The following is a 17,103-nucleotide window of genomic DNA, read 5'->3' as shown; positions in this document are numbered from 1 at the left end:
ATCAAACAAATCCAGTTTATCCAGCTTCTGCTGTACCATCAGTTTGAAGGTTGCATAGGGGATGGTATGCGTAGCTTGTAAATCCAGCAGTTGTTTGATCTCATCAAGAGAAAGTCCAAAAGCTTTGACTCCTTGAATAAATAAAAGACGTTCCAACGCATCTGTAGAGTAGATTCGGTAGCCTTGCTCAGTTCGATGCGGTTTGAGCAATAATTCCAGACGTTCGTAATAGCGAATAGTTTGAATGGGAATCTCGACCAAATGACTGAGTTCACCGATTAGCCAACCACGAGCATTACCAACTGGGCGATTTTTAATTGTTTCCATACCACTTTAGAAACTATTCTAGGAACTTATCATATACATAAATATTTTACTATGATATAGCGATCGCTACTTTAGTGAAGAAATACAGTAATTTTTGATCAAAGAAACTATAAGAAAAGCTTTAAAAGCATTGCAAAGCAATGCTTTTAAAGCTTTTCTTGGGTTGGGTTTGAACGCAAAGCACTGTAAATGACCTATGCGATCGCCATGGCTTTAGGTGCTAAGGCGGAAATTACTGCATCAGCATTAGCTGTCCAGCCAATAATGCCACCTTGAGCGCGAAGCATTTCAATAGTTGACGACTTAAATTCTGGGAAATAACTAGCAGTTCCATCTTCGATCAGTAGACATTCATAGCCGCGATCGTTGGCTTCGCGCATGGTTGTCTGTACGCAAACTTCCGTAGTTACCCCTGTAAATAGAAGATGGGTAATATTTTCCTTTTGTAAAATCTCTTCTAAATTTGTCCGACAAAAAGCACCTTTTCCAGGCTTAATGATCACGATTTCATTCTCTAACGGTGTAAGTTCAGGAATAGGGTTATTCCCATCTTCACCAGCGATTAAGATTCGACCCATGGAGCCTTGATCGCCAATCTTGAGATGATCTCCTTGACCACGATTGAGCTTAGAGGGAGGACAGTCGGACAGATCAGGTGAGTGCGCCTCAATTGTATGAATGACTGGAAAATTTAGCAATCGGAATGTTTCTAATAGCTTTTTAACGGTTGGTACAATGCTTTGGAGTTGAGTGACATCATTACCTAGGGCATCACCAAAACCGCCATGTTCTAGAAAATCACGTTGCATATCAATAATCACGAGCGCCACCTTACTATCAGTTGGTAGCTCGTATTCATAGGGCTGAGCAGCGATCGCAGGCATAGGTTTTTCCTCAATAATTTTGAGTACAGACATCGCTTTGCGAAATCTATACAAATAGATGAATTGTACCAATTCACAAAAGTGTGACGACACTTTTGTGAATTGAAAACCAAACTCAGTAAAGGGTTTAAAAGCACAAAATGGCGTAGCCATTTTGTGCTTTTGAATTATTCTTTAATGATTACAGGTTTTTCCCAGACAATGAGAACTACACAGCCTTCTTCACTAGAGACTTGATGGCTAGTATCAGGAGGATTGATGATTACAGAACCCTTGGTATATTTGCCATTGGCATCGGCTTGAGAACCCGACAATACAAATATATGTTCGTAACCTGAATGGGAATGATGGGGAACCTTGGCTCCAGCTTCATAGCGCAGCAGAGCCGCACTTGCTCCCGCATCACTCTTATATAAAGGATAGATTTCGACTCCTTGGCGAAATGGCTCCCACAATAGATCATCATAGCTAGAACGAGTAAGCAATTCAGGAAAGACCTGAACTTGTTTATTGATGATCATCGTTAATGTCCTGCCATCTTCTGACCAATCTCAGCGAGATTGACTTCAGCACTGGTGCTTTCATAAACGAATTGACCATCACTCATGACCAGAATGCGATCGCTTAGTGTCAAAATCTCATCCAGATCTTCACTGACTAAGAGGACAGCAACACCACGATTTCGCGCTTCGACAATTTGATTGTGAATATATTCAACCGCCGCAAAGTCCAAACCGAAAACAGGATTTGCCACAATCAATAATTTAATTTGCTCCGCAGATAGCTCTCTAGCGAGAACGGTACGCTGTACATTACCGCCTGAGAGATTACCCACTGGAGTTTCAGGCGATGGCGTTTTAATGGAGAAGACCTTGATCAAATTCTTAGCAGTTTCGCGAATTGCTTTGAACAGGAGTAAAACCCCTCCTTTAGCTTGGGGAGGACGATCAAAGGTGCGTAAAGCCAAGTTTTCGGCAACGCTCATATGTGGCACACAGGCGTTTCGCAGAGGTTCTTCAGGTAGTGAAAACACTTGATGGCTATACATTTCCTTACGGGTAGCATTATAGCGATCTCCATTAACAAAAATCTCGCCAGCCGTGAGGATGCGCTGACCAGATAGAACTTCCACTAGCTCCTTCTGACCATTGCCTGAGACACCAGCGACACCAACGATTTCGCCACTCTTGATTTTTAAATTGACACCAGAGACTGCTTCTAAACCATTGTCGCGATCGGCATGGAGATTACGCGCATCGAGCACCAGATTATCTAGGGCAACTTCTGTTTTGGCAACTTGACGCGCTTCTTTGGCTTCACCTAACATCATCGCAGCCATATCTGAGACTGATAGTTCCTTGGTAGAACCTGTTCCTGCGAATTTGCCTTTACGCAGCACTGTGACATTATCGGCAAAGGCAGTAATTTCGCGAAACTTGTGACTGATCATCAGTACGCTTAATTTTCCTGCGGTGACTTCTTCCCGTAGAAGCCCTAACACCTCATCAGCTTCTTGGGGGGTTAGAACCGATGTGGGTTCATCAAGAATGAGAATGCGACTTTTGAGATAAAGCTGTTTGAGAATTTCTAACTTTTGCTTTTGTCCAGCCGCTAGTTGCGAAATCGGTGTATTTAAATCAATTTTGAAAGGAGCCGAAGCCATGAATGCTTCCAGCTTTTCTAATTCATCTTTCCAATTGATGATCGTTGGTGTGTCAGGTCGTACAAGCAGAAGGTTTTCCGCAACTGTCATCGCAGGCACAACGGTGAAATGCTGATAAACCATGCCAATACCATAGTTATAGGCATCACGAGGACTATGGATATCGCGGGAATGTTTGTTAATTAAAATATCGCCGTGACTCGCCGTATGAAATCCCATGATGCACTTGACCAAAGTACTTTTACCTGCGCCATTTTCACCAAGTAAGGCGTGAAAAGTTCCGGGGGCAAGCTTAAGTGATACGTTGTCAACTGCCACGAAAGAACCAAATCTCTTAGAGATATTTACTAGTTCTAGTTCAGGCGGTAGGTGCGATCGCAAAGCATCAGCAGAAACACTAGATGGAATAGTCAAGGTTGGTATCGACTCTTTCATAGATTCTTCTTCGACCAGATTAGCAGCAAGATCGCTCTCAAGATCGTCAGGCATCGGTTTTTCCATAGCGACGTATACTTTTATGCATTTTTACGATTTAACTAGAAATTTTTGGCGATCGCTGTAGTCAATGTTTCAGAATCACTGACTGCTCCAAATACGCCGCCTTGCATTTCGATCATTTTTAGCGCTGCAAGGTGGTTGCCATAGTCCGTAGCGCCTGTGCAGTCTGATAGCATCAGGCATTCATAGCCGCGATCGTTGGCATCACGCATGGTCGTATGGACGCACACATCGGTGGTAATTCCTGACAAAATAATATTTTGAATGCCATTGCGTTTCAAGATCAGGTCGAGATCAGTGGCATAAAATGAGCCTTTTCCGGGTTTATCGATAATCGGTTCACCTGCGATCGGGTAAAGATCTGGAATAATGTCCCAACCCTTTTCACCACGCACTAAAATCTTGCCACAGGGTCCATCATCGCCGATACCTGCACCAATTCTCTGCGATCGCCAGCGCTTGTTTTCTGGTAAATCTGATAAGTCAGGACGATGTCCTTCACGGGTATGAATAATCAAAAAGCCTTTTTCGCGAAACAGGGTTAAAACTTTTTTGATTGGCTCGATGGGGGCGCGGGTGAGTGAGAGGTCATAGCCCATTTTGTCCACATAGCCGCCGACACCACAAAAGTCAGTTTGCATGTCAATGATGATTAGAGCCGTATTTTCGGGTCTGAGATCGCCATTGTAGGGGTATGGGTAGGGCGTAGAATCGATGTACATAAGTGATTTTTTTAAGATTAATACAAATTGCATTGTAGATTTGTATTAATTGTTGAGGATCTAGTTAGTCCAGACTGTTACTCAGAAACTTATAGCGATCGCAGCTTTAATCTGCCAAACAAAAATGAACACTTTTTATCCTGAGAATCGAGAACAGTGGCGAGAGTGGCTAGCTCAAAATCACTCTCAAGAAATCTCGATTTGGTTAATCTATTACAAGAAAAATAGTGGTAAACCTTCTATAAGTTACAGTGATGCTGTGGATGAAGCTCTATGTTTTGGTTGGATTGATAGCAAAGTCAAGTCGATTGATGATCAAAAATACATGCAGTTTTTCTGTGTAAGAAAGCCAAATAGTGTGTGGTCTAAGGTAAATAAAGAGAAAGTCGCTAGCCTAATTGAGCAAGGATTGATGACAAAAGCGGGACTAGAAGCCATTGCGATCGCTCAAAGTAATGGTTCTTGGAATGTCCTTGATGCAGTGGAAACTTTAATTATTCCCGATGACCTGTTGACAGCATTATCTTCAAGTTCCGTAGCAAAAGAGTATTTTCTGAATTTAAGTCGAACAGATAAAAGAAATCTGCTGCAATGGATAACTTTAGCGAAAAAAGCTGAAACAAGACAAAAGAGAATTAGAGAAATTGTAAGTTCCGCGGAAAATCAAAGTAAGCCCAAACAATTCTGAGATAAGCTTTGAGCCAAGAACTCAAGTTCTTGGCTCAAAGCTTATAGCGTTTGTCTAGTGAAGTACGGGTTTATTTCCCCGCCGAAGGCGGGGAAATAAACCTTTGTAACTCTCTTGCTTGAAAAACGCTATAAGTCGTTTAAAAAATATGTAATTCAAGCGGCTAGTGCAGGCGACTCTGAAAATACTGTAGCTTTTCTGAAATATTTACAAGATCAGAATAAGCGGATTTCTGTAATCTGGGACGGTGCTAGCTATCATTGTTCTCAAGAGGTAAAAGATTATCTTGCTTTAACAAATTATGAGCTTGACGAGTTAAGTTGGGAAATTACTTGTATACGTTTTGCGCCTAACGATCCGAAACAAAAGCCAATTGAAGATATCTGGTTACAGGCTAAGCAATTTATTCGTGAGTTCTATCATTTATGTAAATCTTTTGCGGCAGTTAAGTTCTTTTTCGAGTTTATTACGCATCGACAAATCTTTAACTTTCCCAAGCTTTTTACCTATGACTTTTTCTCGCAAATTATTTAGGATTACTATATTCCCATTAAAAAATGTCCAAAGTATTGAGCAGTTAATATAGTAAAAAAGAGTTATCTAGTACAAACTAAAAACTCTAGAAGAGATTGGCAGCGCTTTGCGCTGCCAATCTCTTCTGGTTTTATGTCCTAAGCAACTATTTCTTTGCTATACATTAATTAAGTTGAATATCAGGTTTTGGTCACACCCTTTTTACATGCTGCTTTAAAGAGATTCTGCTGTTAATATCCAAGTGTGTCACTTCAAAAACAAAAATGTCATGATAGAAAAACATTTATGACATTAATGGTGTTTTTATTGCTTGTTAAATTAAGCAAATGTCTTGATTAATACAAAATAGCTGGAATATTTGATCTTTAATAAAATCACTCATAAAAAACAAAAAATTGTTTGTTAGATAGACAAATAAAATATTTTTATAAATAAACAAAATGTTTTTATCTAGCATGTAGTTAGGTTTTCGATTGAACTGTAGTTTTTTAATTTCTCTTGGTATTTAAAAGGCTTTTTCGATATTTTAAGTCTTCTATCTTAGCCAAATTTAATTAATCTACTGAAAACGACATTGACCTATCACTAAATAAAGTTGAGGAATTATTGATGAAAGTGAAACGAAGAAGGTTTCTTCAATATGCAGGGTTGGGTAGTGTCGGGTTGGTATTTGCTGATCTTGAACGGGCTATAGCTTCCGCTTTAAGTGAAGCGGCTGGATCGCAGGATTTAAAGCTCGAAACCTTTTCATTTAGTGTTGCAACACTTGATGCAAATGGACAAATCAATCAACAGCAAAGACATACAGCCAAATTTTTTCCAGAGCTTCTTACAGATGACGGAATCGGAAACGCTGAAAAACTAGAGATGGTTGCGATCGCCTCTGGTCAGTTTGAGATGGGTGCGTCAAGGAATGAAGTATCACAAGAGGCTGTCATGACGGACTATGAATTTCCTCGCCATCGTGTGCAACTCCCGTCCTTTTATATGAGTAAGCACCCGATTACCCAGTCCCAATGGGCTGTAGTAGCAGATTTACCGAAGGTTAAGAGAGAGCTTGATCCTTCTCCTGCATATTTTCGGGGCGGTGATTTACCTGTAGAAAGTGTGTCTTGGTTAGATGCAGTAGAGTTTTGCGATCGCCTAACCGCAAAAACAGGGCGTAAATATCAACTTCCTAGCGAAGCCCAGTGGGAATACGCTTGCCGTGCGGGGACATACACCCCTTTCAACACGGGCGAAACCATCACCAGTGAGATGGCAGATTACGTCGGCACTTATACCTACAATGCCGAGGTTGCTGGAGAATATCGGAAATCGACAACGCCCGTGGGTAAGTTTTCCCACAACGCCTTTGGTCTGCAAGATATGCACGGCAACGTATGGGAATGGTCTGCTGATTCTTGGCATTCCGACTACCGCGGATCGCCCACTAACGGCGAGGCTCGGATAAATACTTACCAATCTGGAATGCGCACTGTTCGCGGTGGCGGCTGGCTAGATAATCCCAGCAAAATCCGTTCTGCCAGCCGCTCTGGATATCTTGAAACAGAATTGAATCGGACTATTGGGTTCCGCGTTGTCACTGCTTAGCGAGGAAATAATTTCACTACTTACTGTTATTTCAAGAAGCGATAATTTCGATAATTCTAAGAGGAAGCATTAATTTATGGCTTTAATTCAGAAAGTTCCCGTAACAGTTCTGACAGGCTACTTGGGTGCTGGAAAAACAACTCTGCTCAATCGCATACTTAGCGAGGAACACAACAAAAGGATCGCTGTTATTGTCAATGAGTTTGGCGAAGTGGGCATTGATCATCAGTTGGTGATCAATGCTGACGAAGAAATTTTTGAAATGAATAATGGTTGTATCTGTTGCACCGTCAGAGGTGACCTGATTCGCATTATTGCTGAATTGATGGAAAGAGCGGGCGGTTTCGATCATTTAGTCATCGAAACAACAGGCTTAGCCGATCCTGCTCCAGTCATCCAATCTTTCTTTATGGATGAGGTGATGCTTGCAAAAACGCAGCTAGATGCCGTAGTGACCGTGGTCGATGCCAAGTACATCTCAGAGCACTGGGAAAGCAGTGAAGCCCAAGAGCAAATCGCCTTTGCCGATGTGATTTTGCTGAACAAAACAGATTTGGTATCGTCGGATGTTCTCCAAGCTCTAGAGAATAAAGTGCGGGGGATGAATGCGATCGCCACCATCCACCATACCAAAAACTGTGATATCCCCATCGATACCCTGCTCGGCGTACAGGCTTTTGATCTCCAAAATGCCCTGAGTATTGATCCAGCATTTTTAGAAGAAGAAGCCCACGAACACGACAACTCTGTTTTCTCCGTAGCCATTACCGACCCCGGTACGATAGACAGCGACAAACTCAATCGCTGGCTCTATCAGACGGTACAGGCAAAAGGGACTGATATTTTTCGGATGAAAGGCATCTTAGATGTGGACAATGCCCCTAGGCGATTTGTTTGCCAAGGCGTTCATATGACTCTAGATGGCAGACCCGGAAAGCCTTGGCGACATGGAGAAACTCGCCGTAATGAATTAGTTTTCATTGGCAGAAATTTAGACAAAGCTGAGCTTCGCGCAGGCTTTCTAAGTTGTTTCGCGGAGCCTGATGCTCAAACTTTTGACCAAGCTAAAGCACCAGCCCTTGCTTACACAGCTTAGAAAGCTCTCACTAACAAGTGTTTAACCGTTTATCCGATCAAGTTTTATTTGAGTAACTCAACAAATCTATGAAACTACAGCACCATCTCGGTGGTCTAGAAGGACTAGACCGAATTACCCCCCAAATCAAAGTTTTCGTTGAACCATGGGAAAAACGAATCTTTGGCATTCACACAGCGATGATGGCGCTAAGCAATCATCTCCCATCATCACTACCTGCTTATGACATGAAGTCAGTCCCCACAACCTTCAAGAGCTTTTGGACTTGGGGACACCTGCGTATGGGTGCAGAAGCCATGCATCCCTTTGAATATTTCCGACTCCGCTATTACGAGAAATGGTTAGGTGGTATTTCTGGCTTCTTTGTGTCAGAGGGCTATATCACTCAAGAAGAATTGGACACCCGCACCGCTGAGTTTTTAGCGAATAGCGAGAAGGCTAAAGCTCCTCTGCCTAAATCTGGAAAGCCCGAGATTGACAAGCAAGTGGTGAAATATCTACGAGAGGGTGATTCTCCTATGAGAAAAATTTCTGCCCCTCCTAAATTTGCTTTGGGCAGCAAGGTGAAAATCAAGGAAGTAAACTCGGCTGAACATAGCCGTTTGCCCGGCAACCTAATGGGTAAAGTCGCTACCGTTGTGCGGGTTTATGACAATGGCTTTGCTTATTTCTTTCCGACGGCAGATGGCATTGGTGAACCGATGCCAGTTTATAGCCTAGCCTTTGATCCAAAAGAGCTTTGGGCAGAGTCCATCACCGAACCAAACATGATTTATTACAACGATATTTTTGAAGTGTATATAGAAGCCATTTAAGAGGCTCTGTAGGAGAAAAACAATGACTAATTATCCAAATTTCCAATATAGTCGCGATCGCGAAACTTTCAGTGCAGCAAAGGTCAAAGCCTTAGAATCCCTTTTAATCGAGAAAGGCGTAATTACAGGTAAAACCGTCGATACAGTGCTGAAATATTTTGAAACGGAGATGGGGCCTTTTAATGGAGCAAAACTTGTTGCTCGCGCTTGGGTTGATCCCGAATTCAAAAAACGTCTGGTCGCCGATTGCAATGCAGCTTGTAAAGAGTTGGATTTTCCAGCAGGCATGTCTGGCGCGGAAGGGGAGCATATGAGGATTGTCGAAAATACTCCGAAAATTCATAACGTAATTGTCTGTACGCTATGTTCTTGTTACCCATGGCCAACCTTGGGGCTACCACCTTATTGGTTTAAAGATCCGACCTTCCGAGCTAGAGTCGTGCGCGAACCCCGTGTGGTGCTCTCTGAGTTTGGCATGAAGTTAGATAATTCCGTTGAAGTGCGGGTGTGGGACAGTAGCGCACAAATTCGCTGGTGGGTACTACCCATGCGTCCTGCTGGAACAGAGGGAATGAGCGAAAAAGAGCTTGCTGCTCTGCTCACTCCAGAAGCCATGATGGGTGTTGCTACAGTTCAGGTAAAGCCAAGGACATAAATTTGTGTTTACTAAATTTGAACACTTTGCGGTGACTAGCTTAATGGGTTCGCCCGAAGAAGCACCGCCACGAAAAGCTGGACATTTACACTTTGATCGGGATTGGGAAAAGATGGCTTTCGGTGTTGCGATCGCACTCTCCAAGCAAGGTCATTATGAATGGGAGGAGTTTCGCCAAACCCTGATGGAAACCATCAAGGAATGGGAAGATACTCATGAACTAGACGATCCAGAATGGGACTATTACCAATGCTGGCTCACAACCCTTGAAAAACTGGTTGTTAGGTCTGGGGTTCTGGAGCCAGGTGAGTTAGAAGCCCAAATATTCCAATTCATGAACTGCAAATCAAAAGCCACTTGAAGTGAGCATGTCCGATAGAAATAGTTTCATTATCCATATCTGCGAGTTACAGAGCATGAATTTATCTAAAATTTTCGCGTCAATTCAGGCTAAGGCATTAGCGATCGCTTTTGGTTTTAGCTTTTTAGTAGCTGCTAGCCCTGCCTCGGCACACCATCCGATGGGCGGCAAAATACCTAGCAACTTTTTTGAAGGCTTTTTGTCGGGATTGGCTCATCCAGTAATTGGGATTGACCACCTTGCATTCATAGTCACCATTGGTTTATTTGCTGCAACCAAGTCTCAAGGAATCTTTATTCCCATAGCCTTCGTTCTGTCGGCAATGCTTGGTGCGGGGATTCATTTATTGGGTGCAACCCTACCAGTTGTTGAAACAATTGTTTCTGCTTCAATTTTATTGTTTGGTATTTTGTTGACAATCAAGAACAGCCCCAATTTATTGGTGATGATTAGTTTGTCTTCGGTAGCAGGTTTGTTTCATGGCTATGCATATGGTGAAGCTATTTTTGGAGCGCAAACTACTGCTCTAGTCGCATATTTAGCTGGATTCACCGTTATTCAGTTGGTGATTTCGAGTACTGCATTTTTTATCGGTCAGAAAGTTCTTAAGGGTGATTTTGGACAAGTATCTCCCAATCTGCGATCGGCTGGTTTAATAATTTGTGGCATTGGGGCTGCATTTCTAGCTTCAAATATTTCATCTCTAATTATTCCAGCCCCGAAGGGTTAGATACATGTTGAAAAAAAGTAGGGGCAATTCATGAATTGCTCCTACTTTTTTTGTTAATAGATGGAACTCTTACAGAACTCAAAACGTGATACAGCCTGTTGAATCTTTAAGTAAAGTGAGTTCGGGTTAAGGTTTTTACCTTAACCTGAACTCATTTTAGATAGGGACTGCTTGACGAGAAATTGCTTGATGATACCAACGACGAAATGAAAGTGTTGGTTGATCGGTTGGTACATTCGCTTCTCCAATCAGAGGAATTTCTCCATTTTGGGATTCGACTACAACTCGATCTTCAACAATGGGTTCTATAAATTCATGGATCATACTAATAGCATCAGGATCAATGAACTGAATAACTAACAAATACCGAGTTTGATGCTGGTTGATTGGAATGGCAAAAGAATGTATCCGCACAGGCATTCCCATTTCATCAAATTTCAGAACGACTAGGTTGGGCTGATACCATTCAAAAGCAAAGCCAGATTTAATGTTGTGATAGTAGCTAAAAACCTGAATACCTTGTTCAGTCGGTACAATTTGAAACTTAGCAAAACTGCCAGCCGCGATCGCTGGTTCTCCAATTTCACCGCCGAAGGAATTACGATGCACAAATGGCACATGCACATAATCCAATGCATTCTCAACTAGCCTTGTCCAATGAGCATTCCAAACCTCATGATGAATGAAATAGGAATTATGTGCTCCCATTAAACTCGTTGGAATATTAATCGTTTTGGGTTTGCCTTGACCTGTAAATATCCAAACCAACCCAGCAATGATCCTAGTTGGGAAGCTTACAGCCGCAAGTCGAGATAACTTAAGAGCATTAGGATTATTCAATGGAACATGAGTACAATTTCCATTTTGGTCAAACTGCCATCCGTGGTAAGGACATTCTAAACATCCCTTTGCACTAATGTGACCGAGCGATAATGCTGCGCCTCGATGCGGACAGCGATCTAGTAGCGCTCCAATATCATCAGTCGAATTTCGGAATAAAACCAGACGCTCTCCTGCCAGTTCAACAGCTACAGGGGTATTGCCAATTTCCGCAGCAGAAATAACGGGTATCCAAAAATCAGGTAACAGGTCAAACATCGCGAGTCTCTCCTTATGAATAAACAACCTAAAATTAGTTAGGTAAAAATACAAAAAAAATTTAGTTGGCGAGTGATCCTTTCAAAATTAGATCGATCAAACAACTTACTAAGGCTTCATCAGTCTCAGAGCTATACTTCTTGAATACGTACAGTGATTCTAAAGAGGATAAGAAAGCACCTCCGATAAAGCCCAGATCGTGAAAGTCTTCTTTAAATCGATGACGATATTGATTGAATAACGCCTCAATTGGAGCAAATACGCAACGATAAATTGCTTCTTCGAGTTGAGATGACTTGTCTGGAGATAGCTCTGGCAAATCGCTCATCACCATTCTTCCAGCATTAAGGGGTTGCTGCTGAATCAGCCATACTCCTATAGCAAGCAAGCTACTCTCTAAAATTGGCTCTGAGTTAGCAATCAAACGTTTAAGAGAGAGATGCCTATTCTCTAAATGACGCAACATGACTTCTACATACATATCTTCTTTCCCAAGAGGAAAGTGATAGTAAAGTGAGGCTTGCTTAATGCCAAGGCTGTCAGCAACATGTTTTAAGGTCACAGCCGTATATCCTCGAGATGCAAACAAATGTTCGGCTGCATTTAGGACGGCTTCTTTAGATGAAGTTTGGTTAGCTTTTGTACTCACTCTACCTAATTTAAGTTAGGCAACTGTTTTTGTCAAGCACTTTTGTCATAAACTTACCGCGAGTATCGCTCTATTTGCGAGAATTGAGATTAAGCTAACTTAACCATGGTCTAAAATTTTAATCACATTAGCAATTGGTTATCTCGATCATGACAGAAATCATTTCAGAAATTAAATTCGCGATCAAAGGTGATGGCGCGATCGCAGCGACGGAAGAATTATTAGCTATGGAAGGAATTGAAGGTTCCTATGATGTGGATGAGGAGATTCAGCGCGAAGGTGTGATGGCGGTAATCGCTACGATCGTCGGGATTGCGTCTGGAGCTTTGGCTATTGCTGAACAAATCCGTAAATGGTATCAAGCATACAAGGACGGCAAGTCGGGGAAGAAGATCGCTAAGGTGTTGATCGTTGGGCGTAATGGCGATCGCCTCTTGCTAGAAAATGCGACAATTGAGCAAATCCGTAAGGTTTTAGAGAGTTAACTTTATGACTACGATCGCGCCAGACTTACTTCAAGAGCAATACATTGTCGATGTCAACGGTAATAAAACAGCCGTGATTTTAAGTATTGAGCTATATGAGCAAATGTTAGAAGATATTCATGATTTGGCGATCGTGGCTGAGCGCCGCTCTGAGTCTTCGATTAGTTTGGCTGAGATGAAAAAAAGGCTAAGTTCCAATGAACCTCTATCAAACTTACAAAGGTAAACGCCTTAATCGAATGGAAGCCTCGTTTACTGAGATAATTGCCCCGCTTTCTAATTCTGTCACATAGTTCTCTAAGACAGATAGTAAATAGGTATTAACTACTTCTCGGCTGACATTGCCCAAGCGAAATAAGATCACGCTAGGTAAGCTTTCACCGCTAATTGCTAGCAATTGAGTAAAATCTAAATCCACTGTAAGCAATATTCGCCCTTCTTGCCGAGCTTTTTCTAAAATATTTGGATCTGGCATCCGCTCTAGTTTTTGCTCGACCAGATGAATTGCATCATAACCGCTCTCACGTAAAAGTGCGATCGTGCGGGGAGAGATGCCCATATCACCTAAAAACTTCATACAGCTTGGGCGGTTTGTGGCAAGAAAATCACCCGTTCTTGAGTTAGCCATGCGGCGTATTTTAGGGATTGTTGAATATCTTCTGGTTCGAGATATGGATAGTCCTCAATAATTTCCGCGATCGATAAACCATTGGCAATTAGGTTGATAACTAGAGAAATAGGTATCCGCATTCCACGAATGCAAGCTTGTCCAGCCATAATCTGTGGGTCAAAGGTGATGCGATCTAGTCCAGTTAGCGTGGTCATGAGGTTAACCTCCTATGGATTTGGTTAAGAAGGTGAAATGCAAAAAATAAAAGAAATGCTTTAATGAAATATAGCTTGCTCTAGCTTAACAGCGAAAAATTTTGCAAACAACTTGGGAGTAGTTGTAGGGTGCTGTTAGGCGAATCCGTAACGCACCATGAGCAAGGTTTAGATGCGTTACGCTGGCGCTAACACATCCTACGAGTTGGGAATATCTACTTAGAGTTATGGAGTAGTTTGTGCAAATTCTTTATATCGAGTTGCACCCGCACAATAAGGCATCGGTTGAGTTGCGGTATCAAAAGCTGAAGGGTCAGGGCTATGAAAAGCAGATCTTGCGGATTAGTGATATTGAGGATGCGATCGCTTTAGCAGAACGGGATATTTATGTGTCTATGCCTGATCCTGAGGCAATCGGGAAGAAATTATTTGGCTGGTTGGATGGGGATGGGCGCTGGTTGAGTCGTGCTGTGGCGGACTGTCAGGGGGAATTGTTGGTTTTGGCGATCGCTAATCTAGCGAAACTGCCGCATTTGCCTTGGGAGGTGCTGCACGATCGCGAGGGATTTTTGATCGATCGCACTTTTCCGAAGGTTGTAACCGTGCGCTGGACTAAGGGAGAAGTGGTAACAAGCGAGTCAGCCGATCGCCCTTTGCGGGTGATGTTTATGGCGACCGATCCTGAAGGTGTGGAGCCGCGCTTGAATTTTGAGGGGGAAGAGGGGCGGATTTTGGATGCGACTCGTGGGGCGGCGCTGACTTTGCGGGTGGAGGAGAGTGGCTGTGTGAGTGAGTTAAAAAAGACTTGGCGGCGCTATGGGGACAATCATTTTGATGTGTTTCATTTGACGGGTCATGCTTCGATCGCGGATGATGGTCAGCCGTTTTTTATTACGGAAACAGAGACGGGCGATCGCTATGACGCTAAGGCGGTTGAGATTGTTGATGCGTTGCGGTTTCGGTTGCCGCGTTTGGTATTTTTATCGGGCTGTCGGACGGGGCAGGCGGGAGAGCAGGGAGCAACGCCTTCGATGGCGGAGGCTTTGTTAAATTTGGGATTGACGGCGGTGTTGGGTTGGGGTCGTCCGATTGGGGATGAGGTGGCGACTTTGGCGGCGGCTTGTTTGTATGAGTCTTTGGCTTCGGCGAATAGTTTGGTGGAGGCGATCGCGGCGACCTATCAGAAATTGCGAGAGAAGAATATTTCTAATTGGTATTTGTTGCGGTTGTATGGGCGCGGCAAGTTGGATGTGAGTTTGGCGGCGTTGGTGTTGCCGTTGGGCGATCGCCTGTTGCCCTTGACTTCAGAGATCGAGCAGTTATTTCTCGATCCTGATGATGCGACTACGCCGAGGGTGGTGCGGCGCGAGGATTTTGTGGGACGGCGGCGGATCTTGCAGACTTGTTTGCGGCGGTTGCAGGGGAGTGATCTGGGTGTGTTGTTGCATGGGATGGGTGGTTTGGGTAAGACGACGGTGGCGAAGCGGTTGTTGGAACGGATTGCCGATCCGCAAAACTCGAACTATGACACGATTTTTAATTACAAGCAGTTTGATGAAGGGAAGCTGTTGCAGGATTTGGCGAGAAATTGCACTTCTGAGGCGGGGCATGAGGTTCTCAATGGCAAGTTACCGCTAATGCAGAAGTTGACGAAGTTTCTCAAGGAGGGCATGAACGATAAGGATCGCTGTTTGATGTTTGTGTTGGATGATTTTGAGGTGAATCTGGAAGAGAATGCGTTTGGGGCATGGGTGCTGAAGTATGAGGTGGTGGAGCCTTTGATGGCTTTGGTGAGTGCGATCGCCCGTTCTGGTTTGCGCCATCGGTTGATTGTGACCTGTCGCTATGATTTTAATTTGCCCGACGTGGCGCTAAATGCAAGGCTGTTTCGCGTACCGTTGTTTTCGTTGCAGGGTGTGGATCTCAAGAAGAAGTGCGATCGCCTTGCGGGGTTTAAGTTGCCGATGTTGTCGCGTGAGGATGCGGAGCCTTTGGTGGCGTTGCAAAAACAGGCGATCGCGGTGGCGGATGGGAATCCGAGGTTGTTGGAGTGGTTGGCGGCGATTTTGCCGAACGATCTGTTGACGGAGGTACAAAAGCAGGAAGTTTTGGATCGGATGATAGCGAAGCAAACTGAGTTTCGTGAACATATTCTCGCGGAGACGTTACTGGCTCAGCAAAGTCCAGATTTGCGGGAAATGTTAAAGCTGGGTTTGGTGTTTGATTTGCCTGTGCCTGAGTTGGTGTTTGCGAAGGTATGTGAGGGAGTTGAGAATCTCAAGGTGCATCAAGATCGAGCCAAGGCGATCGGTTTGTTGGAAGTGAATGGCGATCTTTATCGTGTGCCGAAGATTTTGGTGGAGTTGTTAAGTCCTGAGTTTACGCAGGAGATTTATGCAACAGCAGCAAGGGAACTCTATCGAGTTTGGTATAAAGAAGCTGAATTTTCTACTGATGAAAGGTTTCTAGAAATTCATCGGTTGGCTTTTAGGGCAGAATCAATAGATATTACGGCAGAAATCGCAACAAGACTTTCAAATATTTTGATTAAACATAATCGCTATCGTGAAGTAGTTTCTTTGTGCAAGCAAACTTCAAAAATCACGGAAAAAGTGGAATTACTGCATGGATGGGGAGAAGCTGAACTGAGCTTAGGAAATATCGATCAAGCACTCGCTAATTGCCAAAAGATTCTAAAAATTTGCCCAGACGACAATCAATTACAGAAGGCTGCAACTTTGCACCAAATGGCGACCATTTATGCCAAAAAGGGAGATGTAACGAACGCCATATCCCTTTTTGACGAGTCATCGAAAATAGCCGATTACATTGGTGATATGCGGACAAAAGCCGCAAACTTACATCAAATGGCAGATATCTATGACCAACAAGGGCAAGAAAAGAAAGCTCTTACTTTCTATCAAAAGTCAAAAGAAATCTCAGATCGTATTGGATGCATGGAAGGTAAAGTCCCGACTTTGACGCAAATGGCAACCATTTATGCATCTCAAGGATTAGTTGATCAAGCTCTAAGACAATATCAAGAAGCTCTAGAAATCACACAACAAATTGGAAATATTCAATATGAATCCATTATCTTGCATCAAATAGCTGGGATTTATGCTCAAAAGCAAGAATTTAAGCAAGCGATAGTTCTCTACAAGCAGTCTTTGGAAATCAAACAACACATTGGTAATGTAGAAGAAATGGCTACGACACTTACTATGTTGGGGCAATCATTAGCCATGAATGGTGAATTTAAAACGGCGATTTCCAATCTCCAAGAAGCGAGCGCCATCCTGCTACACCTCAAATCTCCCGACGCAGCCACAGTTCAGAGTTTGTTAGAACAAATTCAACAACTAGCAAAAAGCCCCCCTTTGCAAGGGGGGTAGGGGGGATCAACCCTCCAAACGTAGCCAAAAAACTTATTCAAGCTTGCAAGGCGACTAAAGATCCCCCCCTACCCCCCTTAGAAAG

20 protein-coding genes are annotated in these 17,103 nt (G+C 43.2%); 11 read left to right on the top strand and 9 right to left on the bottom strand.

Annotation, left to right across the window (positions count from 1 at the left end; all coding sequences use genetic code 11):
- The 5 genes from B9G53_RS12725 to B9G53_RS12705 all read right to left on the bottom strand — a co-directional run.
- Positions 1 to 327 (bottom strand): MerR family transcriptional regulator (locus B9G53_RS12725; protein WP_141211769.1); only part of this gene is annotated, 327 nt, incomplete at its 3' end.
- A gap of 194 nt (positions 328 to 521) precedes the next feature.
- On the bottom strand, positions 522 to 1,211 hold the full coding sequence (locus B9G53_RS12720) for a cysteine hydrolase family protein (RefSeq protein ID WP_094532859.1): 690 nt from the start codon (positions 1,209 to 1,211) through the stop codon (positions 522 to 524).
- A gap of 167 nt (positions 1,212 to 1,378) precedes the next feature.
- Complete coding sequence (locus B9G53_RS12715; RefSeq protein ID WP_094532853.1) at positions 1,379 to 1,732, bottom strand: cupin domain-containing protein; 354 nt, start codon at positions 1,730 to 1,732, stop codon at positions 1,379 to 1,381.
- A 2-nt stretch (positions 1,733 to 1,734) separates the two neighbouring features.
- The gene (locus B9G53_RS12710) at positions 1,735 to 3,375 is read right to left on the bottom strand and encodes an ABC transporter ATP-binding protein (RefSeq protein WP_254923645.1); all 1,641 of its coding nucleotides are present in this window, start codon (positions 3,373 to 3,375) and stop codon (positions 1,735 to 1,737) included.
- 35 nt (positions 3,376 to 3,410) lie between these two features.
- Positions 3,411 to 4,094: a cysteine hydrolase family protein gene (locus B9G53_RS12705; RefSeq protein WP_094532849.1), complete on the bottom strand. Its 684-nt coding sequence runs from the start codon at positions 4,092 to 4,094 to the stop codon at positions 3,411 to 3,413.
- Positions 4,095 to 4,218: 124 nt separating this feature from the next.
- Between B9G53_RS12705 and B9G53_RS12700 the strand changes: the two genes are divergently transcribed.
- From B9G53_RS12700 to B9G53_RS12665, 8 genes are all read left to right on the top strand, one after another.
- Entirely contained in the window at positions 4,219 to 4,782 is a 564-nt protein-coding gene (locus tag B9G53_RS12700; protein WP_094532847.1) for a YdeI family protein, read from the top strand.
- 114 nt (positions 4,783 to 4,896) lie between these two features.
- Positions 4,897 to 5,316, top strand: a complete 420-nt coding sequence (locus B9G53_RS12695) for a transposase (RefSeq protein WP_094532846.1) — start codon at positions 4,897 to 4,899, stop codon at positions 5,314 to 5,316.
- 609 nt (positions 5,317 to 5,925) lie between these two features.
- Positions 5,926 to 6,909: a formylglycine-generating enzyme family protein gene (locus B9G53_RS12690; RefSeq protein ID WP_254923644.1), complete on the top strand. Its 984-nt coding sequence runs from the start codon at positions 5,926 to 5,928 to the stop codon at positions 6,907 to 6,909.
- A 76-nt stretch (positions 6,910 to 6,985) separates the two neighbouring features.
- Positions 6,986 to 8,005 carry a GTP-binding protein gene (locus B9G53_RS12685; protein ID WP_094532844.1) on the top strand — a complete coding sequence of 340 codons (1,020 nt, stop codon included), beginning with the start codon at positions 6,986 to 6,988 and terminating at the stop codon, positions 8,003 to 8,005.
- Between the two features lie 68 nt (positions 8,006 to 8,073).
- Complete coding sequence (nthB, locus tag B9G53_RS12680) at positions 8,074 to 8,820, top strand: nitrile hydratase subunit beta (RefSeq protein ID WP_094532842.1); 747 nt, start codon at positions 8,074 to 8,076, stop codon at positions 8,818 to 8,820.
- A 22-nt stretch (positions 8,821 to 8,842) separates the two neighbouring features.
- Positions 8,843 to 9,475 (top strand): nitrile hydratase subunit alpha, encoded by a 633-nt coding sequence (nthA, locus tag B9G53_RS12675; protein ID WP_094532839.1) that lies wholly within the window; start codon positions 8,843 to 8,845, stop codon positions 9,473 to 9,475.
- Between the two features lie 4 nt (positions 9,476 to 9,479).
- A complete protein-coding gene (locus B9G53_RS12670; protein ID WP_094532837.1) occupies positions 9,480 to 9,836 on the top strand; it encodes a nitrile hydratase accessory protein in 357 nt (118 codons plus the stop codon).
- 55 nt (positions 9,837 to 9,891) lie between these two features.
- A complete protein-coding gene (locus B9G53_RS12665; protein WP_094532835.1) occupies positions 9,892 to 10,566 on the top strand; it encodes a HupE/UreJ family protein in 675 nt (224 codons plus the stop codon).
- A 156-nt stretch (positions 10,567 to 10,722) separates the two neighbouring features.
- On the opposite strand, the gene B9G53_RS12660 is transcribed toward B9G53_RS12665, so the two are convergent.
- The gene (locus B9G53_RS12660) at positions 10,723 to 11,664 is read right to left on the bottom strand and encodes an aromatic ring-hydroxylating dioxygenase subunit alpha (RefSeq protein WP_094532833.1); all 942 of its coding nucleotides are present in this window, start codon (positions 11,662 to 11,664) and stop codon (positions 10,723 to 10,725) included.
- Between the two features lie 61 nt (positions 11,665 to 11,725).
- Positions 11,726 to 12,313 (bottom strand): TetR/AcrR family transcriptional regulator, encoded by a 588-nt coding sequence (locus tag B9G53_RS12655; RefSeq protein WP_094532831.1) that lies wholly within the window; start codon positions 12,311 to 12,313, stop codon positions 11,726 to 11,728.
- Positions 12,314 to 12,462: 149 nt separating this feature from the next.
- Here B9G53_RS12655 and B9G53_RS12650 point away from each other — a divergent pair, with 149 nt between their 5' ends.
- Positions 12,463 to 12,798 (top strand): hypothetical protein, encoded by a 336-nt coding sequence (locus B9G53_RS12650; protein ID WP_254923643.1) that lies wholly within the window; start codon positions 12,463 to 12,465, stop codon positions 12,796 to 12,798.
- Between the two features lie 4 nt (positions 12,799 to 12,802).
- Positions 12,803 to 13,024, top strand: a complete 222-nt coding sequence (locus B9G53_RS12645; protein WP_094532829.1) for a hypothetical protein — start codon at positions 12,803 to 12,805, stop codon at positions 13,022 to 13,024.
- Here B9G53_RS12645 and B9G53_RS12640 read toward each other — a convergent pair.
- Positions 13,013 to 13,375 carry a DUF5615 family PIN-like protein gene (locus tag B9G53_RS12640; RefSeq protein WP_094532827.1) on the bottom strand — a complete coding sequence of 121 codons (363 nt, stop codon included), beginning with the start codon at positions 13,373 to 13,375 and terminating at the stop codon, positions 13,013 to 13,015. The two genes, B9G53_RS12645 and B9G53_RS12640, sit on opposite strands and share 12 nt — an antisense overlap.
- Positions 13,372 to 13,623: a DUF433 domain-containing protein gene (locus tag B9G53_RS12635; protein WP_094532825.1), complete on the bottom strand. Its 252-nt coding sequence runs from the start codon at positions 13,621 to 13,623 to the stop codon at positions 13,372 to 13,374. Before B9G53_RS12635 ends, B9G53_RS12640 begins: the two co-directional genes overlap by 4 nt.
- A gap of 239 nt (positions 13,624 to 13,862) precedes the next feature.
- Between B9G53_RS12635 and B9G53_RS12630 the strand changes: the two genes are divergently transcribed.
- Complete coding sequence (locus tag B9G53_RS12630; RefSeq protein ID WP_094532823.1) at positions 13,863 to 17,018, top strand: tetratricopeptide repeat protein; 3,156 nt, start codon at positions 13,863 to 13,865, stop codon at positions 17,016 to 17,018.
- The last annotated feature ends 85 nt before the right edge of the window (positions 17,019 to 17,103 follow it).

The organism is Pseudanabaena sp. SR411 (genome assembly GCF_002251945.1).
Classification (GTDB): Bacteria; Cyanobacteriota; Cyanobacteriia; order Pseudanabaenales; family Pseudanabaenaceae; genus Pseudanabaena.
The sequence above is the reverse complement of the archived record's forward strand: the minus strand, read 5'-3'. Positions and strand labels throughout refer to the sequence as shown.